Source organism: Azomonas agilis (assembly GCF_007830255.1).
GTDB classification, from domain to species: Bacteria; Pseudomonadota; Gammaproteobacteria; order Pseudomonadales; family Pseudomonadaceae; genus Azomonas; species Azomonas agilis.
On sequence record NZ_VLKG01000003.1, the window covers coordinates 56274 to 78970 of the forward strand.

Consider the following 22697-nt stretch of genomic DNA (forward strand, 5'->3'; position numbering starts at 1 on the left):
TTTAGAACTCCCTCTGTGGGCCGAGCAAGCGGCCCATAGGGGAAACCCTGAGCCCATACAAAGATACTTTTCCTTAAATGGGCCTAAACCAAACGACTCACTGTGGCTTTCAGTTAATTTATTTAATGCAGACTCATCATCCAGCTAGAACGCTGATACGGTCTGTTATCTAAATACTGAATTAGCTATCCAAGCTTTTTAAACATACTCGCCAAGCCAAGAACGCACACAAACAAGAATAATTATATTTTAATAGATTGATTTACATCAATTAATGGACGGCATTCTATGAAAATATACAGAAACTCAATTTCATGGATGTTAAAGAAAGGAATCTCGTGTGCGCAAAACTTATTGTCTCGTTGTACTATGGATAATCTTTTATCTGCCAAACTTACAGGCAACCCCCCTCACTCCAATAGTTCAGCGTGAGGGTATTAGTGAATACCGCTTAGATAATGGTTTAAAAATAATTTTAGCCCCAGATCAAACCAGCTCAGCCATTGCCTTTAATATTTTATACCTCAGTGGTTCTTTAGCCGATCCACAAGGCAAAGCGGGTACTGCCCATTTACTCGAACATTTATTATTCAAAGGGACAAATAAACTACCGGGTAATACATTAATTGAGGGTTTAAATCAGCGCGGCATTCGCTTTAATGCCACTACAAGTTACGACCGCACGCGTTATGTTGCCCAATTAGAGGCCCAGCAGGATAAGTTGGATTACCTGATTGCGCTAGAAGCTGACCGCATGCGCAATACCCAGTTTAAACAAACAGAGCTGGATGCTGAACGTGAGGTTGTATTGCGTGAGCTAGAACAAGCGCAAAGCGTTCCACTAACAGCCCTAACTCAAAGCATACTGACCGCCGCCACACCCAATAGAGGGTTTGGCCGTCCAGTACTCGGCACTCCAGAGGAGTTGCAACGGGTTAGTCTGGATGACGTGCGCCGCTTTTATACTCAGCACTACCAGCCGGGTAATGCGGTAATCGTCATTACGGGTCACTTTGAGGCAGATAAAACGCTACAAACCATCGAGCGATATTTTGCAGCCTTACCCAGCCGAAGCCTCAGCCCGCCTGAAAAACTCCTACCTGCCCGCAAACCAGCCGTCACTCAAGTGCATAGCGGCAATATTCGCTGGGTTGCCTTAGCTTACCCCTTAGCCGCCATTAAGGATCAGGCCAATATCTCACTCACTCCCCTAGCTGATATCCTAGCTGCTGAGCCGCATGGGCGTTTATACCAAAGCTTGGTGCTCAACAATAAAGTCACCGGCATTATGGCCCAACCCCTTCAATTCCGGCAGGGAGGTTACTTTCTATTTGCTGCGCCTCTGTCTAAAGAGCAATCCATGGAGGATGCTCTGACCTCATTAAGCACAGCGTTAGAAGGATTTGCAAAACAGCCCATTACTGAAGAAGAACTGCAACGCTTCAAAATCAGCATTCAAGCAATAAAATCCCAAACATTCCAAAATCATGCGGCACTAAGCGAACTGCTGGCTGAGCACGCCGCCCTAGGCGATTGGCAACTGCTGTTACAGCGTTATGAAGGTATTGCTCGGCTGAAACAGTCCGAAGTACAGCAGCAGGCACAAAAGCACTTTCGTCAAGATCGGCGCATTATGGGTGAGCTACATGCCGCCACCTCAACCACTACTCCATCAACCTCGGTAGCAACCCCTGTAGCGCAAGCGTCGCGTCAAGTGAGCCCTGCACCCGAAAAAGTCGCCCCCAACACCCTAGATCTGGCCAATTTCAACCAACAGGTTATGAGGACAGAGAGTCAAATTCTCCGCAGTACGCTGGATAATGGATTAAAGCTGGCATTACGTCCGCTCCCAGAGTCCAATAATCCGGTGCGTGGTGTGTTGAATCTGCACTTTGGTACTCCCCACAGCTTATTCGGTAAACGTACTTTGGCGGATCTGGTGGCCACGCTGTTGATTCGTGGTACTCAAAACCGCAGTTACCAGCAAATAGTTGATCAGATTAACAGCATGGGTGCAGGCCTCAGCATTCAGCCGAATGGAGAGCAGTTGAGTGTGCACTTCTCTGCCCCCAAAGAAAAATTATCCGCTCTGTTAGATCTTGTGGCCGAAATCCTCAAGCAGCCTGCGTTCCCAGCCACAGAATTTGAGCTGATCAAACGCTTGCAAGGTTCAGCGCTCGCGCAACCCGTTGAGCAGCCCGCTGCGGTAGCCAGCCTAAATCTGAGCCGAGCGACCGCACCCTATCCCGTTGGGGATATACGTCGCCATACGGAACAAAGCGAAGTACTCGCTGCCCTGCAAACCCTGACTCGGGATGAGGTAGTCGCTTTTCACCAAGCATTCTACGGGGCCAACCAAGGTGAGCTAACCCTTGCTGGGAATTTTGATCCTCAACCAGTAACGCAACAGATACAGCGCTTGTTTGGTCGATGGAACAGCAAGGCGGAGTATGTAAGGCCCTCTCGCCCCTACCGTAGTATTCCAGCGACTCAGCTGCATGTGCGCGCAGGAACACCTCAGACGGGGTATTACCTTGCTCGCTTACATTTTCACGCTGACAGCCCATCGCAAGATCAGGCCGCTTTGTTTATTGCTGAACACATCCTTGGACGTAAACCACTGGTCTCACGTTTGGGCCAGCGCCTCCGCGAACAAGAAAACCTCAGCTATAACGTCCGCTCCTCAATCCGAGTGAATAAATTCGATGGTACGGCTTGGGTAAGTATTCAGGCTGATTATCCGGTAGGTCATGGGCAGCGTTTAGCCAATATCGTTAAAGACGAACTGGCCCAGATGATCAAACAGGGTGTCAGTGACGCGGAACTGGAGCAGGCTAAGCAATCCATTTTGCACGAACGGCGGCTTAATTTTAGCCAAGAGCAGGGTGTTCTTTCCCTGATGCAGCGACAACTGTCCGAAGGCAGTACCCTGGAAGCTTGGGCCAAACGTAATGAAGAACTTGCACACATGAGCCTAGAACAGGTGAACGCCGCAATCCGCCAGCACTTTCGATTAGATACCCTGGTTGAGGTGTTAGCTGATGCGCAAGGTGAAACAATACAGCCGCCGTCTCAACAGATTAGCGCGACCTCCACGCAAGCGCTTAGACTGAATCAATCCTCTACACAATAATTCCCCAAGGCCAGCATGGGCCAGAGCGATTCCGATAGTCTCGGGAGCTCATACTTCTGCAATCTCAGAGAACAGGGTAGCCTTGGCTATCCTTTTCTTTTTGCTTGCTCAGGATCTGCCCATGTCGCTCGATATCGTTATTCTGGCCGCCGGACAAGGCACACGGATGCGCTCTGCTCTACCTAAGGTGCTACATCCTGTGGCTGGAAAATCCATGCTAGGCCATGTGATTGACGCAGCACGCTCCCTACAACCACAGGGCATCCATGTGGTGATTGGCCACGGTGCTGAGCTCGTGCGCCATGCCTTTCCTGAGCCGGATTTAAACTTTGTCCTGCAAACCGAACAATTAGGCACCGGCCATGCTGTGGCCCAAGTCTTACCCGCATTAACCGCCAAGCGAGTGCTGATTCTGTACGGCGATGTGCCCCTGATTGAACCCTCAACCCTAGAGCGCTTGCTCCAGCAACTGAGCGAACAGCATTTAGCCCTACTGACGGTTAAGCTGCCTGATCCCACCGGATACGGGCGCATTGTGCGGGATACAGCGCAAGCCGTGCGCGCCATCGTAGAACACAAAGATGCCAGCCCTGAGCAACGCCTGATCCAAGAATGCAACACCGGCATCCTAGCCATCCCTCAATCACACTTAGCGCGCTGGTTAGGGCAGCTCTCCAACCATAATGCCCAAGGGGAATACTACCTGACGGATGTGATTGCTATGGCCGTAGCCGATGGTCTTTCGGTGGTAACGGAGCAACCCCATCACATTATGGAAGTACAGGGGGCCAACGACCGTATGCAGTTAGCCGACTTGGAGCGCTATTACCAACAATGCGCGGCCCGCCGCCTGATGCAACAAGGCGTAACCTTGGCCGACCCCAGCCGCTTTGACCTGCGCGGCGAAGTCGTTGCAGGCCGTGATGTGGTCATTGATGTCAATGTGGTCTTTGAAGGAAAAGTCGTGATTGAAGACGGCGTCCACATTGGCCCAAATTGCTATATCAAAGACAGCGTTCTGCGGCGGGGCTCGGTAGTAAAAGCCTTCAGCCATTTAGAGGGTGCAGAACTGGGTGAAGGCGCTGACTGCGGCCCCTTTGCCCGTTTACGACCCGGTGCGGTACTAGGTCGCAAAGCCCACGTGGGCAACTTCGTGGAGCTGAAAAATGCCGTGTTAGGCGACGAAGCCAAAGCAGGACACCTGAGCTATCTGGGCGATGCCGAAATCGGAGCCCGTACCAACATCGGAGCCGGAACCATTACCTGCAACTATGATGGCGCTAATAAGCACCGCACGGTAATGGGTGAAGACGTATTTATCGGCTCCAACAGCTCTTTGGTGGCCCCGCTGGTGCTCGGCGATGGCGTGACCACGGGCGCAGGCTCCACCATCACTCAGGACGTGCCGGCCCATAAACTGGTTCTAGGCCGTGCTCGCCAAACCCTGATTGAGGGCTGGCAACGTCCACAGAAAACCAAAAAGAGCTAAAACCTGCCCCGACTCCAAACCAAGGAGCAAGGGGCTTGTCTGAGTACTGAACTGAACCCTAAGGAGTACTGCCTGAATGTGCGGCATCGTAGGCGCTATCGCGGAACGCAACATCACTCCCATCCTGTTAGAAGGGCTTAAGCGGCTGGAGTATCGGGGGTACGACAGTGCCGGACTCGCCGTGCTGGATCAAGCCGGTACGCTGCACAGCCTGCGCCGTGCCGGTAAAGTAGCCGAACTAGAGCAGGCACAAAAAGACATTAAACTCGCTGGTCGCTTAGGCATTGCCCATACGCGCTGGGCTACCCACGGTGCGCCCTGTGAGCGTAATGCTCACCCGCATTTTTCCGGCACTGATTTGGCCGTGGTACACAACGGCATCATCGAAAACTACGAGACGCTGCGCCGCCGCCTGCAAGAGCTAGGCTATGTGTTTCTGTCCGATACCGACACCGAGGTCATTGCTCACCTGTTGCATTACCACCTGCAACAGCAACCAGAATTAATCCCGGCCTTACAAGCCACCATCCGCGAGCTACAGGGCGCTTACGGTCTGGCTATTGTCAGTGCTAAATACCCCGATAGCCTGTTTGCCGCCCGTAGCGGTAGCCCTTTGGTGATTGGCTGTGGTTTAGGCGAGCATTTTTTAGCCTCCGATCAACTGGCATTACGTCAGGTCACTGACCGTTTTATCTATCTGGAAGAGGGCGATATCGCCCAAATTCAGTGCGACACACTGCACATTTGGGATCGCCAAGGTCAGCCGGTAACGCGGGAAACCCTGCAATACCACGAAGGCGCAGAGGCCGCAGACAAAGGCGCGTACCGCCACTTTATGCTCAAGGAAATCCACGAGCAGCCCTCCGTAGTACAGCGCACTTTGGAAGGGCGTTTAGGGACGCATCAGGTATTGCTGGAAGCCTTTGGGCCTCAGGCGGCCGCCTTGTTTTCTCAGGTAGAAAACCTGCAAATCGTGGCTTGCGGCACCAGCTTCCACGCCGGTATGGTGGCACGCTATTGGCTGGAGTCTTTGGCTGGAATTTCCTGCCAAGTGGAGGTGGCCAGCGAGTTTCGTTACCGCAAAGTGGTAGTACGCCCCAATACCCTGTTTGTGAGCATCTCCCAATCTGGCGAAACTGCGGACACCCTCGCCGCACTGCGTAACGCCAAGGACATGGGCTATCTGGGCAGCTTGGCCATTTGTAACGTGGCCACCAGCTCCCTCGTGCGCGAATCCGACCTGACCTTACTCACCCATGCTGGCCCCGAAATCGGAGTCGCTTCCACCAAAGCCTTTACCACGCAATTAGTGGGCTTGCTACTGCTCACCTTGGCATTGGGACGTAGTAAAGGCAGTCTTGCCGCCGATCAGGAGCGGCAATTAGTAGAAGAATTACGCTGCTTACCCACTCGACTGGATGAAGTGCTCTCCCTATCCCACACCGTAGAGCAAATCGCGGAGCGCTTTTCCGATAAACGGCACAGCCTATTCTTAGGGCGTGGAACTCAATACCCCGTAGCTTTAGAAGGCGCGCTGAAGCTGAAGGAAATTTCCTACATCCACGCCGAAGCCTACCCCGCCGGTGAGCTCAAGCACGGGCCTTTGGCTTTGGTGGACAGCGATATGCCCGTAGTCACCGTAGCCCCCAGTAATGAGCTGTTGGAAAAACTCAAATCCAACCTGCAAGAAGTACGGGCACGCGGTGGGGAGTTGATCGTGTTTGCCGATGCCCAAGCCGGTATTGAGCACGACCAAACCACCCATGTGCTGAACATGCCTCACATCAGTGATGTGTTATCCCCCATTCTCTACACCCTGCCGCTGCAATTGCTGGCCTACTACGTCGCCATCCTCAAGGGAACTGACGTGGATCAACCGCGTAACCTCGCCAAATCGGTGACAGTGGAATAACAGCGGTTTAAGTCAGTCAACATAAGGCTTTATTTTCCTCCCCAACTCAAACGGGGAGGAATGCCGCCCAACCCCGAAGCGGGCTTTATCGTCACAACTAAAATCCCCTGACTCCAAAGATCCGTCTAATCTCCACATCACAAGCCCTCTACCGACCTCAGCTTCGCAAGAGGCCACTAGTATTTAGAACACGCCCAATGGCAAGGCCTTAACCTCTTATCAGGAAGGAGCCCAAACATGGCACTCAGTCTGGCAAAAAATCAGAGCATTTCTCTGGAAAAAACCGCTGGAACCCCACTCAGTACCCTCCGTTTGGGTCTGGGATGGGACCCTGTAAAATCCACCGGCTTTCTGTCTAAACTGCTGGGCAGTGGCAACTCCATTGATTTAGATGCCTCCTGCATTCTATTGGACAGCCAGTTTAATTCCTTGGATATGGTGTGGTTCTGTCAACTGGAATCTAAAGATGGCTCCGTCCAGCACTCCGGCGACAACCTAACCGGAGAGGGTGACGGGGACGATGAGGTGATCTACGTTGACCTACAGCACCTGCCCGCTAACGTCCATTATCTGATCCTCACCGTGAACAGCTTTCACGGACAAAGCTTTGATCAGGTTGAAAACGCCTATTGCCGCCTCCTCAGCCAACCCGACAACCAAGAATTGGCACGGTTTAATCTGTCGGAAAAAGGCTCCCATACCGGGGTCATCATGGCCAGTTTAAGCCGAGAACAGGAGGGCTGGCAGTTCAAAGCCATTGGCCAACCTACCCAAGGCCGCACTGCAGAAGATCTGGTTAGCCTAGCGGTTCAGGCGGTGCGCCCATGACCCAGCTAACGCCGGGCGCTAATGCCCCTGTAACCACTGGCCCATTGCAGGTTGATATCCAGTACAGCCCCGTTCCCGGCGTGGATTTGGACATCTCAGCCTTTGCCCTGACCGCAGCCGGTAAAGTGCGCGGTGACGGTGATATGTGCTTTTACGGCCAGCCCCAGATTTTAGGCGGCGCGGTTCAGCTCAGCGCCGGTTCAATGGGCACTGCAAAATTCAGCTTAGATCTGAGTAGGCTGGATGCCGCCGTAGAGAAGCTAGCTTTCACTGCCACCCTGTACGAAAACAAAGCCGCCTTCGACCGCGTAGCCCACCTAGCCCTGACCATCAGCGGAGGCATTGAGGCTCAGATTCCCACTCAAGGGATGCGGGAAACGGCCCTGATTCTTGGTGAATTCTACCGCCGCCAAGGCGCTTGGAAATTTCGCTGCGTTAGCCAAGGCTTTGCCGGTGGCTTAGAGCCTTTGGCCAAGCACTTTGGGGTAGAAGTCGCCGCTCCAACCGCTAACCCCACCCCCATTCAACCAGCTCCAGAGCCTAAGCCCGCTCCGGCTCCCACTCCTGCGGCGGCAACCAAGCCTTCGGTTAGCCTGAGCAAAATCACTCTGGATAAAACCCGCTCCAGCATCAGCTTAGAAAAAACAGCGGCAGGATTTGGAGAAATCCGAGTCAACCTAAATTGGCATCGTGGCAGCAGTGGCGGATTCTTTAAACGCAGCACTTCGGTTGATCTGGACGTAGGCTGCCTATACGAGCTGCAAAACGGGGATAAAGGCGTTGTTCAGGCGCTGGGCAAAAGCTTTGGCGCACTCAATCGTGAGCCCTTTATCCAGCTCATGGGCGATGACCGTACCGGCTCGGTAGAGGGCGGCGAATGGCTGCACATCAACGGCAAAAAATGGAGTGAGATTCGCCGCATCCTGATCTTTGCCTTCATTTACGAAGGCGCTCCCAACTGGAAAGCCACCGATGGCGTAGTGACTATTTTTATTCCCGGCCAACCGGAGATTGAAGTACGGCTGAATGAAGAAGGCGGCAATCTGGCCATGTGCGCCATCGCCTTGCTGGAAAATCAGGGCGGTGCGGTTAAGGTCAGCCGGAGGGTGGATTTCCACAAGGGACATCGCTATCTGGATCAGGCTTATGGTTGGGGGATGCGCTGGAGTGCTGGCTCTAAATAATTCTAAGCTGAACCTCCTGTAACAAAAATGGCCCAACTTTGGGAGCACAGTCTTGTATTACACCCCTCTTGGGTTTCATCCTCAGTCATGAGGGCAGGATCAAACCCAAGAACGAACTTAGAAAAAGCGGTCACTAAAAAACCGTAATTCATCAGTAACCACAAGGAGCTGTTTTCATGGCACTGACTCTTCAAAAAGGCGGAAACCTATCTCTGTCGAAAACCGACCCCAGTTTGACCAAAATTTTAGTGGGTCTGGGCTGGGATCCTCGTGCTACCGACGGCACCGAATTCGACTTAGATGCCAGTGCTTTTCTGCTAGGCAGCAACGGAAAAGTACGCGCTGAAACCGACTTCATTTTCTACAACCAACTGAAAAGCCCAGAGGGTTCAGTTGAGCACGCTGGCGATAACCGTACCGGCGCTGGCGAAGGGGATGACGAGGTGATCAAGGTCGATTTAAGCCTGATTCCCGCCAATGTCGATAAAGTGGCCTTTGCCGTGACCATTCACGAAGCCGAAGCGCGTAAACAAAGCTTTGGGCAAGTCAGCAACTCCTTCATCCGCATCGTCAACGAAGTCACGGGCGTGGAAATTGTTCGTTACGACTTAGCTGAGGATGCCTCGACAGAAACTGCAATGATCTTCGCCGAGTTGTATCGCCACAATGGCGAGTGGAAGTTTCGTGCTGTCGGCCAAGGTTATGCCGGCGGCCTGCGTGCCTTAGCCAATGGCTATGGCATGAGCTTTTGATTAATCCATCAAACTGATAAGGAAGCACATCATGGCTGTAAGTTTATCTAAAGGCGGTAACGTCTCTCTGTCTAAAGAAGCTCCGGGCCTGACCGAGGTTATCGTAGGTTTGGGCTGGGACCCGCGCGTTACCGACGGTACCGAGTTTGATCTGGATGCCTCCATCTTCATCACCGGCGAAAATGGCAAAGTCTTGACCGATGCCAGCTTCATTTTCTACAACAACAAAAAGTCTGCCGATGGCTCTGTTGAGCACTTGGGCGACAACCGCTCCGGCCAAGGCCAAGGCGATGACGAGCAAGTAGGTGTCAAGCTGACGAGCTTAGCGGCCGACGTGAAAAAACTGGTGTTTGCGGTCACCATCCACGATGCCGAGGCGCGCAAACAGTCTTTCGGTCAGGTATCCAATGCCTACATCCGTGTCATCAACAAGGCAGACGGCAAAGAAATCGCCCGCTACGATCTGTCTGAAGATGCCTCCACTGAAACCGCAATGATCTTCGGCGAACTCTACCGTCATAACGATGAGTTCAAATTCAAAGCCATTGGCCAAGGCTTTGCCGGTGGCCTCAAGCCTTTGGCTGAGGCCCACGGTGTGAACATCGGTTAATCCCCAGTGGATTGATAAAAAAGCCCTGTAGGTTATTCGCCTACGGGGCTTTTCGTTTCTTGGGCGTTATTGGAGGATAGCTTTTGCTTTGGCGGCTTTGATCCAGTTTGGAAACTCTTCCATCAACTGGTCATAAAGCTGTTCTTCGCTGACTTGGTGCAGGTCATCTAAGGCAAAGAAGTTGCAGTTATCCACCACTCGGCCCGTCAAATCGTCCAGTTTTTCGAGGATGCCGTAGCCTCGCCCGCCCAGCCCCACAAACTGCCAAAACAAAGGCCGTTGCGCGGCCTCGGTCATCAGCTTGGTGATTTTTTTATTTTCATTCACGCCGCCATCGCTGATAAAGAGCACATAGACGGGAACCTGATCTTCGTAATCGAGATAGTGGGCAATCACTTGCTCCATCACCTTGGGCTCATTGTTCACGCGGCTGCCTACATCCCAATCCCGCCAGCCTTCATGATCGGTGGCAATAAAGTCCTTGTGATTGGCCAAAGTGATGTCAGACAGCTTTTGCGGTTTGGCAGCAAAGGCCCAGCAGTCGATGGTAGCATCGTCATCAAAATGCACGGCCAGCGGGATCAGGCGATTCACTACTTCCTGTACCCGCCCTCGGGAGTATTGGTTGTTCATGGAGCCGGAAGCATCCAACACCAAAGCCACCCGTGCCTTGACTTCAGTGAGCTGAGCTTTTTCCAGACTGACTTGGGCTTTTTTAGCCAAGCTGACCAGATGCGGAGCGGCGGCGGCAATTTTTTTCTCCAGCGCTACCTTGACCGGAGCAGGCTCAGGAGCGGGACTGGGCTCATCCGCTATTTCACCGCCAAAGTGCTTCACCAAAGCCGCCAGCCCTTCGTTAAAGCCTTGCAGGTTTGAGGCAATACGCCACTGGCCATCCTTACGGTAGATATCCGCCAACATGATGGCTTTTTCAGCGGCAAAATTTGAACCGCTGAAGGGACAGTTAGCGACAATCAGGCCCTGCGCATTTTTGATGCTAAATGAGCTGGCTTGAATATCGTGCATGGCCCCAGATCCATCAATGGCGGCGGTAAACACCAGACGCTCAATACTGGCTGGAAGCTTGGCCAGATCTACGGCAAATTCATCCATCCCTCGCTGCTGCACACTTTGGCAAGGTGTATTGGGCTGGTTGAAAAACGTCATGTAGCGATCATCCGACAATTGCCCCTGAGCATCTAAACCGAAGCAGACAAGATCAATATTGAGGGGCGATTGGATCTGGATCACAAAAGACAGTTGTTGGCCTTGCACGAGGTTTGACAACGGCATCCGTTGCCCTTGGCTAATATGCATAAACGACTTCCTTGAAGGATCAATATTGGCCCTTACCTAAAATTGGGCCTTGGCAAAGGCTGACTGACCCTACCCTGTACAGACCCATGATGGAACACCCCAATACACAAAACTCCCAATGAATCGGCATGATTTGATCTAATCCATTAGCCTGAAAGCCCTTGGCACGATAAATTGGAGAGTACAGACATTAAGGGGGAGAATGGCCATGACCCAAACATCAGATACCTGCTCCGAACTGTTATTGGACCATCAGCTCTGCTTTGCTCTGTACTCTACCTCCTTGCTGATGACCAAAATCTATAAACCGTTGCTGCAACCTCTGGGACTGACGTATCCCCAATATTTGGCCATGCTGGTGCTCTGGGAAGGCGATGGGATTACGGTAGGGATGATCAGTGCGCGTCTTCTGACTGACCCTGGCTCCCTAACTCCTGTACTCAAACGCTTAGAGTCTGAAGGTTTTATTCGGCGCATTCGCAGCAGCTCCGACGAGCGCGTGGTTGAGCTGTATTTAACCGATGCTGGCAAGGCTTTGCAGGAAAAAGCCAAATCCATTCCCGCCTGCGTGGTGCAAAACAGCGGACAGAGCAGAGCGCAGCTCACAGAGCTGCAAAACAGCCTAGTCCAACTGCGTAACGCCCTTCAGCTACACCTATAACCCTGTCAACGAACGGCGCCTTGATTGGCTGATCTCCGCCGTTCGTCGCAATTTATTTTGCACACAAAATAAAATTACGCTAAATTAAATCTCAGCAGCAAGGACACCAGTCTGCAATCGGTGGTTGCTGTTCTTTCTTAGCACAGCCTGATTATTCTTTTTATACGGAGTAACACCATGTCCATCGAAAAAGTTCTATACCGCGCTCAAGCCAAAGCCACTGGCGGCCGTGAAGGCAAAGCCGTTTCCTCCGATGGCGTGCTGGAAGTCACCCTCAGCACCCCGAAAGAACTGGGCGGCGCGGGCGGCCCCGGCACCAACCCAGAACAACTCTTTGCCGCCGGTTACTCCGCTTGCTTCTTGGGGGCGATGAAGTTTGTGGCTGCCCGCGACAAGCTAAACATCCCCGCTGATGTAAGTGTGGAAGGCAGTGTCGGTATTGGGCCTATCCCTACCGGCTTCGGTATTGAAGTAGAACTGCGCATCAGCCTGCCAGGTTTAGGCGCTGAAGAAGCCAATACCCTGATCGAGCGCGCTCACATCGTTTGCCCTTACTCCAACGCCACTCGGGGCAACATCGACGTAAAACTCAGTCTGGTTCACTAAGCGCACTGAGCCTGCTATCTGAGTAGGCATGGGTTTGGCGGGGCAACCGAGGTAAAATGCCCCGTCTTTCCCGTTGCTTGCGAGTCACCACCCCATGAGCGCTCCCTTTCGTCCCGAACTGCTGTCCCCGGCGGGCACCCTTAAATCCATGCGCTACGCCTTCGCCTACGGAGCGGATGCGGTGTATGCCGGACAGCCGCGCTACAGCCTGCGGGTACGCAACAACGACTTTGACCACAAGCATCTGGCCATCGGCATTAACGAGGCCCATGCCCAAGGCAAACAGTTTTATGTGGTGGTGAACATTGCCCCCCACAACGCCAAGCTGAAAACCTTCCTCAAGGACATGCAGCCGGTGATTGAGATGCAACCGGATGCGCTGATCATGTCCGATCCCGGCCTGATCATGCTGGTGCGTGAGCATTTCCCTGAGATGCCGGTGCATCTGTCGGTGCAAGCCAACGCGGTGAACTGGGCCAGCGTGGAGTTTTGGCGGCGACAAGGGCTGACGCGCACCATCCTCTCCCGTGAGCTGTCATTGGAAGAAATCGCGGATATTCGCCAACAGGTTCCGGGGATTGAGTTAGAAGTGTTTGTGCACGGTGCCCTGTGCATGGCCTATTCCGGGCGCTGCTTGCTCTCAGGCTACTTGAACCACCGCGACCCCAACCAAGGCACCTGCACCAATGCCTGCCGCTGGGAATACCAAACCATCGAAGGCAAAGAGGACGAGCTGGGCAATATTCTGCCGCTGAACGAACCCAAACCGGCCCAACCGCAACTGGTGCAGATTGAGCCCACCCTCGGCAGCGGCGCACCCACCGATAAGCTGATGCTGCTGGAGGAAACCAACCGCCCCGGCGAGTTTATGGAAGCCTTCGAGGACGAACACGGCACCTACATCATGAACTCCAAAGACCTGCGTGCCGTACAGCATGTGGAGCGCTTGGTGCAGATGGGCGTGCATTCGTTGAAAATCGAGGGCCGTACCAAATCTCACTACTACGTGGCCCGCACCGCGCAGGTGTACCGCAAAGCCATCGACGATGCGGTAGCCGGCAGACCCTTCGACAAGTCCCTAATGGATACGCTGGAATCCCTCGCCCATCGCGGCTACACCGAGGGCTTTTTGCGCCGCCATGTGCATGACGAATACCAGAACTACGCCTATGGCTATTCGGTATCCGAGCGCCAGCAATTTGTAGGTGAACTGACCGGCGAGCGCCGCAACGGTCTGGCCGAAGTACAGGTGAAAAACCGCTTTGCCTTGGGCGATACGCTGGAGCTGATGACCCCACAAGGCAACCTGAATTTCCGCCTTGAAGCGCTGGAGAATAAACGCGGTGAACGGGCGGAAGTAGCTCCCGGCGACGGCCATACCCTGTACATCCCAATCCCCGAAAGCGTGGATTTGCAATACGCTCTGCTGATGCGCGATTTAGATAGCGGCAGCAGCACCCGGGGCTAACAAAAGCAGAAACCTTAGGGGAGTCTGATCAAAACTCCCCCAAAGTTACTGACTCAATCTGCTTAGGCAGGCTGAGCGGCGATCTCTAGCACGCTGGCTGAGGTTATTGCCGTGGAGTCCAGATTTGGGCGGGGCGTTAAGCGCGTTAAGGTGGCCTTGGGTCGACCATTGGGCCGGTGGGCTAGCCAATCCTTCCAGCTAATACGCTCATCGCGTACCACCCACCCCTCTTGGGGCGCAAAGCTTTCTGCCAGCCAAAGCCCCCGCGTACTGGCAGGAGTGAGCTGCCCTTTGCGTAGGGTAAACAGCTCATCACAAGGCAATCCTTGGACAAGGGGAATCAGGTACAGATCAGGGCGGCTACGCTCTAAGCTGGCCACCAGCTTACCTTCCTCCACCCGCTCGTCCACATGGAACAGGCTGAGGTTTTGAACGCCTTTGGGCAACTCCATATACATGTCATATACCAACTGCAAGGAGGCGGTGGGCAAATGCACATAGGCTCTAGGACGCTCAACTAAGGGCGTTGCACCACAGTATACTGGCCGAGCAGCACCACTACGGGCATGCAGACGGAAGGGAGCGGCCTCTCGATAGTGCAAATCGGTATAGGGCGTAGAGAGCCAGATATTGCCAAAACGCCCAGTTAGCCACCCCTCCGGGGTTTCTAACAAACACTCTTCGGCGATTTCTTGCACGGCGGTAAACAGTGGCAGGTTCAGCTCATGGGCCGGTACATAACCTGAAAGCAATTTGAGCACCACATCACCGCGATCATGACGTTGTTGGCGTACTAAAACCCAGTAATCGCGTCCTTGCCAGCGTAGGGTTAAACGGATGGATACCCCTAAGTTCGCTAACTCTAAACCAAAGCGATTGGAGTCATTCACTGCAACCGGCCGACGACGCTCCAGCATCTGCGTAAAGTTTAAAGGAGTCCCCAAACTCTGATAACTCAGGCTTTCTGGGGTAGCCTCGACAAACAACGGCAGTGTCTTGAAGGCGGCGGGGTTCTTGCGGACCAGTACTTTCGGCATAGCAGTCTCCGTCGAAAAGGGAACGCATCACGCGTCAGATTTGTTGTTCTAGTACCGCCAGTGCCTGAGCAACGTTTTCGCGCAGGTGCTGCGGATTAATTGTGCCTACGATGATGCTGCTAATTCCCGGTTGGCGCAGCAGTAACTCCCAGCTACGGCGTACAGGATCATCGGTAGTGTCTAAACAAGCATGTCCACTGGCTAAAGCTTTTTTAATCAGTACCGCTTTACCTTGGCGGGCTGCTTGCTCAATCACTACAACTTCCTGCTGCTCGTTTAGATTGTAGGTGAGCATGACACAATCACCCCGCTCCAAAGCACGCAAGCCGCCCGCCGGCGTTTTACCTGAAAATCCGTAGGCAAGAATTTTTCCCTCTCGTTTGAGGGCTTCTAAAGTGGGATATACCTCAGTTTGTTCCAAAATCTCCAAGTCCCGACCGTCGGAATGCACCAGCACTAACTCCAAACGATCGGTATTTAAACGCTTGAGGCTGCGCTCTACCGAGTAGCGGGTATGTTGGGCAGAAAAGTCAAAGTGGGATTGGCCTTGCTCAAACTCCTCGCCCACTTTACTCACGATCACCCACTGATCCCGCTGCCCACGCAGCAGTTGCCCTAAACGCTCTTCGCTGCGGCCATAGGCGGGCGCTGTATCCAGTAAATTAATGCCTAAATCCTGCGCCAATGCCAAGAGCTGCGCCGCCTGACGGTCATCTGGGATTTGAAATTGATCGGGGTATTTCACCCCTTGATCGCGCCCGAGTTTGACCGTACCAAAGCCAAGAGGAGAAACCCGCAATCCGGTGTGGCCCAAGGGCCGCCAGAATGACTCTAAAGAACTCATAGCAATCCCTCCCAAAAGGGTGGACTCACCGAAGGTACTGGAAGATTAGGACGTATCACAGAGGCTTGAGGCCGAATCTGCGCCGCTTCCAACGCATTAAGCACCCGATCACTGAGGTCAGGCGCTAAAGCTAACTTGGTAGGCCAACCGATCAGCAGTCGGCCTTGTTCGCTTAAAAAGGCATTATCAGGGCGTACCAAACCGGACTGCGCGGGCTCTGCGCGATCAATGCGCAGGGTCGCCCATTGGGATTGGGATAGATCCAGCCAAGGCAGCAGTTGCTCTAATTCTCGCCGGGCTTGATGAATTTGGGCGGCTGAATCACGGGCTACACCTTCGGCTTCGGCCAGATCGCCGCCCAAATACCACAGCCACTGCCCATCAGCAGTCGGATGGCTGGTAATAGTGATGCGAGGTTTTGGGCCTACCCCCAAGCAGTGTGCATACAAAGGCTGCAAGCTGGGCGCTTTGACCAACACCATATGCAGCGGGCGCGTCTGCATGTGTGGCTGAGTCAGGGCGAGTTGATCTAATAAGTCGGCGTTTCCGGCTCCGGCACAGAGCACGATGCGCTGGGCCTGAATAACCTGTCCTTCGACGACCACACCACTGAGTTGCTGGTCTTGGTAAAAGGGCTCCAGATGCTGAGCTTGGATTAGGCTATCGCCACAGAGCTGCACCAGACGCTGGATCAAGCTGGGTACGTCCAGCACCAGCTCATCCAAGGCATAGACTCGCCCTTTAAAGGCCGGATTTTGCAGGGGTAGGGGAAGGTCTTTCCCAGCCGTAGCCGTCACGCGACCACGCATGGCTTTGCTGGCAAAAAAGCTGGTCAAGTTACTGGCCAGTGACCCCGGCGACCAAAGGTAGTGTGCCTTAGATAGCACCCTAACCCCGGATAAATCCAGCTCTCCTGCTCCCTGCAAGGCTGCTCGCCAACGCTTGGGCATTTCCGCAATAGCTTCAGAGGAGCCGGTCAATATCCCTTGCAAGGCATACTTGGTTCCGCCATGAATAATGCCTTGGGATTTAACGGTCTGCCCGCCCCCTAAGTACGACGACTCCAGCACGAGGCTTGCGTATCCCAGACGGCGCAAACGGGCATTCAGCCACAGACCGGCAATGCCGCCACCAAGGATCAAAATATCGGTGCTGAAGTGGGCCATAGAGGTACTCACAGAAAACCGGAGGGCTGGCAGTATAAACAGCCTTATGGCAGAAAAGTCTGATAAAGAACAAAACGGGGCTGTGTGCTGTTTTGTTAAGGGCGAGACTATGAGTTTGCCATGACACTTTGGCGACAACCAAAGTGCCCCTATTTTCCACGGGTTAGAGAACAGTTGCCTCAGTAGAACGCTAGGATATAAGTTTTAACGATGAGACTTATAACCCCAATCAGTGTGCGGATTGGTCGCATCTCGATGTAATAGGATAGGGTAGTCCGTGCCTCAAGGAAGGTTGTGTAAAAATAAATCGAATTTTTAACCCTAATGGCCCATCGTTCATGAATCGAACCCTCTATAGCCTGCTGGTGTACTTGGCCCTGCCGGTGATTTTTTGCCGTTTACTGTGGCGTTCGCGCAGCACTCCGGCCTACCGCCAGCGCTTGGTCGAGCGCTTTGCAGTGCGTTTCCCTGTACTTAAAACCAACGGAATTTGGATTCATGCCGTGTCTGTGGGGGAAAGCATTGCGGTTGCTCCTTTAGTACGCGCCCTGCAAGCCCGCTATCCCGACTGCCCTATCACCATAACGGGCATGACCCCCACCGGCTCAGAGCGCATCCAAGCTCTATTTGGCTCCAGCGTGCAACACTGCTATCTGCCCTACGATACTCCTTGGGCCGCTAAACGCTTTCTAAAGCGCGTCCAACCTCGGCTGGCCATCATGATGGAAACCGAGCTTTGGCCTAATTACATCAACCAATGCCATCACCAAGGTATTCCTTGCACGCTGGTTAATGCCCGCTTATCGGCGCGTTCAGCACGAGGCTATGCGCGCTTTTCAGCCTTAACCCGCCCGATGTTTGCTCAGTTAGATTGGGTAGCGGTACAAACCGAGACAGAAGCCCGCCGCTTTCGGTTTTTAGGGGTTAGCCCAAAGCATATTACGGTAACAGGCTCGGTTAAGTTTGATCAGCGGATTGATCCAGCCATCCCTCCCGAGGCCAAGGAGTTACGCACCGCATGGCATGCTGAGGATCGACCCATCTGGATTGCTGCTAGCACTCACGAAGGCGAAGATCTTCCCTTGTTGCAGATTCAGCGCCGCTTATTAGCCAAGCTGCCCGATGCGTTGTTGATTTTAGTGCCACGCCATCCCGAGCGTTTCGCCTCAGTCTCTCAACTCTGCTTGGCGGAAGGCTTTAACCTCATACAACGCTCCAGCAAGCAACCTGTAACCCCTAAGCATCAGGTGCTGTTGGTGGACAGCATGGGAGAACTTCCTCTGTTCTACGCGCTGGCAGATGTCGCTTTTGTAGGTGGAAGTCTAATTCCCCACGGTGGGCATAACCTGTTAGAGCCTGCGGCCCTTAAATTGCCCATTCTAACGGGCCCTCACCTGTTTAATTTTTTAGAAATCGCCCGCCAACTGCATCAGGCCGGAGCCTTGGATCAGGTGGCCAATGCCAAGGCTCTGTACGAAAAACTACTGCGCTTGCTGCAAAACCCAGAACGCCGTCAACAGATGGGACAAGCTGGGTTAAACGTACTGCGTAATAATCAAGGAGCCTTATCACGGGTTCTGATCGGCTTGAAGCGCTGGTTGGAGCCCCGCGCTCAATCTTCTGCCAAACTGGAAGCTCAAGAGGCTTAGACCTTTGAGGCTGGAAGGCGCGTTAGCGTATGTTGGCTGGCTTCATTGCCCAACAATAGGCTTTCGATTGAGGGTTGAACGCGCTCAAGTACCGCATAGGCTGGGCTACAGAACAGAGAGTTTAGGCGGCGCATATCGGCAATCAGCTCCAAATGGGTGGAGCTGGTTTCCAAACTCTCCAAAACGCGCTCGTGCAGGCGATCTACATGGGCATGGGCTAGCTTGCGCTCATGATGACGGAACTCATGTTTTTGAATCACCAATTGCCGAGCACTGCGCTCATCGCCACACAAAAACACTGACAGACCTAAGCGTAAATTATCCGCCAGATGGCCTAGCAAACAGCTTAGCTCCTCCAAGTCATCCTTAGAGAATGCCCGACGACTGAGGGTTTTCGGGTTATGAATTTTGCCCAGCATGTGCTCGATCAAATCACCCGCTAGCTCCAGATTCACCGCCAACTCAATGATCTGAGCCCAACGGCGGCTTTCTTCTTCGCTGAGTTCATCACGAGGTAAGCGGGCCAAGTAGAGTTTAACCGCGTTGTACAGCGCATCAATATCGTTATCTAAACGCCGAATTTCATCGTCCAGACCGGGGCGATCTTCATGCAGAGCGACCTGTACCCGATTGAGCATACTGTCCACCAAATCGCCAATGCGCAGAGTTTCGCGCACCGCATTAGCCAGAGCTAAGCTGGGCGTATCCAAAGCCCCCGAATCCAGATGACGGGGGCGCGCCACTACATCCGGCTGCTTGTATTCTGGCAACAATTTTTGGCAAATATGGGCCATCAGGTAAATCAGCGGCAATTGCAGCAGGCAGCGAGTGGTGTTGTAGACCAGATGAAAGCCAATCACCAGAGTCGCTGGGTCGAGCTTAGTGAGCTGAATCAAACCAACCAGAGGGTCAATCACTGGCAGTAACAGTAAACCCGCCATTTTGAACAACAAATTACCCAAAGCCAGTTGCCGTGCTGCCGGTGATTGCACACTGGCATTCATCCATGCCAATAGACCACTACCGATGGTGGCACCGATCACCACCCCCAAGGCCACAGGTAAACCGATTAGGCCTGCATCGGTTAGGGTTGCAGTCAGTAACACCGCTGCCAAGCTGGAATAGCTGACCAGCGCAAAAATAGCCCCCAACAGAGCCGCCAATAAGGTATCGCCAGTGAGGGAGGAAAACAGTACCTCCATACCCCGTGCGGCGGTGATGGGTTCGGCGGCGGTGACGATCAACTGCAAGGCTAAAATCACTAAACCTAAGCCGATCAAAACGCGCCCAAGCTGTCCTAAACGGGTCTGTTTACGGGACAGAAACAGGCTGACTCCAACGAGGGTCAAAAGCGGCGATAACCACGACAGATCTAGGGTTAACACCCGCGCCATCAGTGCCGTTCCCACGTCCGCCCCCAACATCACCGCTAAGGCCGTTGGCAAGGTCATCAAGGCTTGACCGATAAAAGACGTCACCAGCATGGCCGTAGCGTTACTGCTTTGCACCAAGGCCGTCACCAACAGACCTGTGGCAAAGGCCAAGGGCGTATGGGTCATTCCCTTACCCAAAATATGGCGCAACTGTGAGCCATAAACCCGCATGATGCCGGTGCGGACGATATGCACACCCCACAACAACAAGGCAATGGCAGAAAGCAAATGCAGTAAGGTGAGCATGAGGGTAGTCCCAGCATTAAGGTCAGTGAAGGTGTGCTGCCAAAGACTGAGGCAGCCTATTCCCGTGCCGTACTACAAAGAACTGCACAACTTAAGGGCTAAAATTCAGTGTTAGCCAGAAAAACCAAGCAAAACAATGGCCAATATAGAATATTAGGACGAAGTTACAGCGCGTTAAGTTCAATCTCTAAGCGCCAACCCTGCTCAACTTCCTTTTGAGACCAACGGGCTTGTAAGGGACGTACGGCCACAAACCCCAAGGACAGTTGCTGTTTAAGCTGAGTTTGCACCAAAGGATTCAAGCGCCAATTCACCAAAGCATCCTGCACTCGAACCTGCCCCTTTTGTGGCACTCCCCAAGCATCAATCAACAGGGAAAAGGTACCCTCATGCCACTGCTCCTGCAATTTGGGACGATGATCGAAATACAAAGCTAAGCCCTGCTCCAAAGGCTGAACCTCCAAAAGACGCGCAGGAGAATCCGTCAAGCGACCAATCATCAACCCTACCAAAAACCCCAACAGCGCCAAAGAAGCTAGAAAACGTATCCAAAGGGGCCGCCGCCAATCCTCGGGCACAGTAGAATAGTCCTCATCTTCTACTTGGGTGCTTTGCATGTTTCAGGTTGTCCTCTTTGAGCCGGAAATTCCACCGAATACCGGCAACATCATCCGTTTATGCGCCAATACGGGGTGTAAGCTGCACCTTATTGAACCACTGGGTTTTGAGCTGGACGATAAACGCTTACGCCGCGCCGGTTTGGATTACCACGAATTTGCCCAAGTGCAACGCCATGCCAGCTTAGAGGCCTGCTTAACGCACCTACAGATGAGCCTTACCAATCCTCGGTTATTTGCCTTTACCACCAAGGGCAGTCAAGGTTTTGATCGCGTGTCCTATCAAGTAGGGGATGTGCTCTTGTTTGGCCCAGAAACCCGTGGCCTGCCGCCCGAAGTGCGCGAGGCAATTCCTACAGCCCAGCGTCTGCGCCTACCCATGCATCCCGATAGCCGTAGCCTGAACTTATCCAATACCGTGGCGGTAGCGGTGTACGAGGCGTGGCGACAACAGGGTTTTGCAATGCCCTAGGATTGATCCTAATGCCTAGCGAGAGCGCAAGCTTTAGCGCTCATCGGCTAGGTAAAGAGCTACCCCTGTTAGTTCAGAGTATGAGGAGCTGCGGATTCTGCTTGCTGCTGTTTGTTTTCCAGCTCTTGAGCGTAGAGAGCGTCGAAGTTAACCGGAGCCAGCATTAGGGCTGGGAAGGTTCCCCGAATCACTAGGCTATCCAAAGTTTCGCGGGCATAGGGGAACAAGATGCTGGGGCAAAAAGCTCCTAGCGTATGGCTCAGGTTATCTTCATCCAGCCCTTTGATTAAAAAGATACCGGCTTGCTGCACTTCCGCAATAAAGGCCACTTCATCACCGGTTTGAGCGGTGACAGAGAGCGTCAAAATAACCTCGTAAAAGTGGTTATCCAGATGATTTTGGCGGGTGTTGATGTCTAAAGAAATCCCCGGCTTCCAATCTTTGCGGAAAATTTCCGGGCTTTTAGGCGCTTCAAAAGACAGGTCACGCACATACACCCGTTGTAAGGCAAACTGTGGGCCTTCTGGGATGGTTGTATCGTTGGCAGCAGCAGTAGTCATAGAACGCAAATTCCCAAAAATAAATGAAATATGAACGAATTTAGGCGCTTAATAGGGGCTCTAATTGACCGGATCGCTCTAGGGCAAATAAGTCGTCACAGCCTCCCACATGGCGATCACCGATCCAAATTTGTGGCACCGAAGTACGCCCCGCTTTCTGAGCCATATCAGCCCGAACCTCAGGCTTGCCGTCCACGCTGATTTCCTGAAAAGGAACCCCTTTTTGGCTCAATAATCCCTTAGCACGGATGCAATAAGGGCAGGTGGCACTGGTGTAAATCAGAATATCGGGCATGTCATTTCACCACGGGTAGGTTGTCACCCCTCCAGCCTACTATTCCACCGGAGAGTCTGGCGACTTCAAAACCGGCTTTTTTCAGGATCAGGCTAGCAGCGCCTGCATGTTGCCCCATAGCATCGGCTACGATCAGGGTCTTATCCCGATATTTTTCCAATTCGGTGAGGCGAGTTTCTAGTTTTTCATAGGGAATATTGAGGGCATCCACAATATGGCCGGTATCAAAGTCCTTTTTGGCACGGACATCAACCACCAAGGCGGTTCCCTGATTGACTAACTGGGTCAGCTCACGCGGGCTCAGGCTTTTACCGCCTCGCCCCATTTCGTGCATCACAATCAGGATGACCAGCGCTACAAAAAGGGTGCACAGGATGTAATGGTTAGCGATGAATTCGATCAAATGGCTCATCAGGGC

The 22697-nt window shown here is 53.1% G+C and carries 21 protein-coding genes; 12 read left to right on the forward strand and 9 right to left on the reverse strand.

Annotated features, from left to right (window positions below; translation table 11 throughout):
• The first annotated feature begins 340 nt into the window (after window positions 1-340).
• The 7 genes from LX59_RS04935 (at window position 341) to LX59_RS04965 (ending at window position 9908) form a co-directional block, all read left to right on the forward strand.
• Complete coding sequence (locus LX59_RS04935) at window positions 341-3133, forward strand: M16 family metallopeptidase (protein ID WP_144570738.1); 2793 nt, start codon at window positions 341-343, stop codon at window positions 3131-3133.
• A 121-nt stretch (window positions 3134-3254) separates the two neighbouring features.
• Window positions 3255-4622 carry a bifunctional UDP-N-acetylglucosamine diphosphorylase/glucosamine-1-phosphate N-acetyltransferase GlmU gene (gene glmU, locus LX59_RS04940; RefSeq protein WP_144570739.1) on the forward strand — a complete coding sequence of 456 codons (1368 nt, stop codon included), beginning with the start codon at window positions 3255-3257 and terminating at the stop codon, window positions 4620-4622.
• A 76-nt stretch (window positions 4623-4698) separates the two neighbouring features.
• Window positions 4699-6534: a glutamine--fructose-6-phosphate transaminase (isomerizing) gene (gene glmS, locus LX59_RS04945; RefSeq protein ID WP_144570740.1), complete on the forward strand. Its 1836-nt coding sequence runs from the start codon at window positions 4699-4701 to the stop codon at window positions 6532-6534.
• 237 nt (window positions 6535-6771) lie between these two features.
• Window positions 6772-7362 carry a TerD family protein gene (locus LX59_RS04950; RefSeq protein WP_144570741.1) on the forward strand — a complete coding sequence of 197 codons (591 nt, stop codon included), beginning with the start codon at window positions 6772-6774 and terminating at the stop codon, window positions 7360-7362.
• Window positions 7359-8546: a TerD family protein gene (locus LX59_RS04955; protein WP_144570742.1), complete on the forward strand. Its 1188-nt coding sequence runs from the start codon at window positions 7359-7361 to the stop codon at window positions 8544-8546. The genes LX59_RS04950 and LX59_RS04955 overlap by 4 nt, the downstream gene beginning before the upstream one ends.
• A 176-nt stretch (window positions 8547-8722) precedes the next feature.
• Entirely contained in the window at window positions 8723-9298 is a 576-nt protein-coding gene (locus tag LX59_RS04960) for a TerD family protein (RefSeq protein WP_144570743.1), read from the forward strand.
• 31 nt (window positions 9299-9329) lie between these two features.
• Window positions 9330-9908 (forward strand): TerD family protein, encoded by a 579-nt coding sequence (locus LX59_RS04965; RefSeq protein ID WP_144570744.1) that lies wholly within the window; start codon window positions 9330-9332, stop codon window positions 9906-9908.
• Between the two features lie 66 nt (window positions 9909-9974).
• Here the strand turns inward: LX59_RS04965 and LX59_RS04970 are convergent, their stop codons facing one another.
• The gene (locus LX59_RS04970) at window positions 9975-11225 is read right to left on the reverse strand and encodes a VWA domain-containing protein (protein ID WP_144570745.1); all 1251 of its coding nucleotides are present in this window, start codon (window positions 11223-11225) and stop codon (window positions 9975-9977) included.
• A 208-nt stretch (window positions 11226-11433) separates the two neighbouring features.
• Between LX59_RS04970 and LX59_RS04975 the strand changes: the two genes are divergently transcribed.
• The 3 genes from LX59_RS04975 to trhP all read left to right on the forward strand — a co-directional run bounded on the left by LX59_RS04975 (window position 11434) and on the right by trhP (window position 13960).
• Window positions 11434-11886 (forward strand): MarR family winged helix-turn-helix transcriptional regulator, encoded by a 453-nt coding sequence (locus LX59_RS04975; protein WP_144570746.1) that lies wholly within the window; start codon window positions 11434-11436, stop codon window positions 11884-11886.
• Window positions 11887-12063: 177 nt separating this feature from the next.
• A complete protein-coding gene (locus LX59_RS04980) occupies window positions 12064-12492 on the forward strand; it encodes an organic hydroperoxide resistance protein (protein WP_144570747.1) in 429 nt (142 codons plus the stop codon).
• 94 nt (window positions 12493-12586) lie between these two features.
• The gene (trhP, locus tag LX59_RS04985; RefSeq protein WP_144570748.1) at window positions 12587-13960 is read left to right on the forward strand and encodes a prephenate-dependent tRNA uridine(34) hydroxylase TrhP; all 1374 of its coding nucleotides are present in this window, start codon (window positions 12587-12589) and stop codon (window positions 13958-13960) included.
• Window positions 13961-14022: 62 nt separating this feature from the next.
• Here the strand turns inward: trhP and LX59_RS04990 are convergent, their stop codons facing one another.
• From LX59_RS04990 to LX59_RS05000, 3 genes are read right to left on the reverse strand one after another with little or no spacing between them, the layout of a single operon-like run.
• The gene (locus LX59_RS04990) at window positions 14023-14997 is read right to left on the reverse strand and encodes a metal ABC transporter ATPase (protein WP_246118680.1); all 975 of its coding nucleotides are present in this window, start codon (window positions 14995-14997) and stop codon (window positions 14023-14025) included.
• A 34-nt stretch (window positions 14998-15031) separates the two neighbouring features.
• A complete protein-coding gene (locus tag LX59_RS04995; RefSeq protein WP_144570749.1) occupies window positions 15032-15841 on the reverse strand; it encodes an aldo/keto reductase in 810 nt (269 codons plus the stop codon).
• The gene (locus LX59_RS05000; protein WP_144570750.1) at window positions 15838-17007 is read right to left on the reverse strand and encodes an NAD(P)/FAD-dependent oxidoreductase; all 1170 of its coding nucleotides are present in this window, start codon (window positions 17005-17007) and stop codon (window positions 15838-15840) included. Before LX59_RS05000 ends, LX59_RS04995 begins: the two co-directional genes overlap by 4 nt.
• A 338-nt stretch (window positions 17008-17345) precedes the next feature.
• Here LX59_RS05000 and waaA point away from each other — a divergent pair, with 338 nt between their 5' ends.
• Window positions 17346-18656, forward strand: a complete 1311-nt coding sequence (gene waaA, locus LX59_RS05005; RefSeq protein WP_144570751.1) for a lipid IV(A) 3-deoxy-D-manno-octulosonic acid transferase — start codon at window positions 17346-17348, stop codon at window positions 18654-18656.
• On the opposite strand, the gene LX59_RS05010 is transcribed toward waaA, so the two are convergent.
• Both LX59_RS05010 and LX59_RS05015 read right to left on the reverse strand, forming a co-directional pair.
• Window positions 18653-20335, reverse strand: coding sequence for a Na/Pi cotransporter family protein (locus LX59_RS05010; protein WP_144570752.1), 1683 nt, complete (start codon window positions 20333-20335; stop codon window positions 18653-18655). The genes waaA and LX59_RS05010 overlap by 4 nt on opposite strands.
• A gap of 164 nt (window positions 20336-20499) precedes the next feature.
• A complete protein-coding gene (locus tag LX59_RS05015) occupies window positions 20500-20952 on the reverse strand; it encodes a hypothetical protein (RefSeq protein ID WP_144570753.1) in 453 nt (150 codons plus the stop codon).
• On the opposite strand from LX59_RS05015, the gene trmL reads away from it, so the two are divergent.
• A complete protein-coding gene (gene trmL, locus LX59_RS05020) occupies window positions 20951-21424 on the forward strand; it encodes a tRNA (uridine(34)/cytosine(34)/5-carboxymethylaminomethyluridine(34)-2'-O)-methyltransferase TrmL (protein WP_144570754.1) in 474 nt (157 codons plus the stop codon). The genes LX59_RS05015 and trmL overlap by 2 nt on opposite strands.
• 68 nt (window positions 21425-21492) lie before the next feature.
• On the opposite strand, the gene secB is transcribed toward trmL, so the two are convergent.
• From secB to LX59_RS05035, 3 genes are read right to left on the reverse strand one after another with little or no spacing between them, the layout of a single operon-like run.
• Window positions 21493-21984 carry a protein-export chaperone SecB gene (secB, locus tag LX59_RS05025; protein ID WP_144570755.1) on the reverse strand — a complete coding sequence of 164 codons (492 nt, stop codon included), beginning with the start codon at window positions 21982-21984 and terminating at the stop codon, window positions 21493-21495.
• Window positions 21985-22024: 40 nt separating this feature from the next.
• Window positions 22025-22279 (reverse strand): glutaredoxin 3, encoded by a 255-nt coding sequence (gene grxC, locus LX59_RS05030; protein ID WP_144570756.1) that lies wholly within the window; start codon window positions 22277-22279, stop codon window positions 22025-22027.
• A gap of 1 nt (window position 22280) precedes the next feature.
• The gene (locus tag LX59_RS05035; RefSeq protein ID WP_144570757.1) at window positions 22281-22694 is read right to left on the reverse strand and encodes a rhodanese-like domain-containing protein; all 414 of its coding nucleotides are present in this window, start codon (window positions 22692-22694) and stop codon (window positions 22281-22283) included.
• Window positions 22695-22697 lie beyond the last annotated feature (3 nt).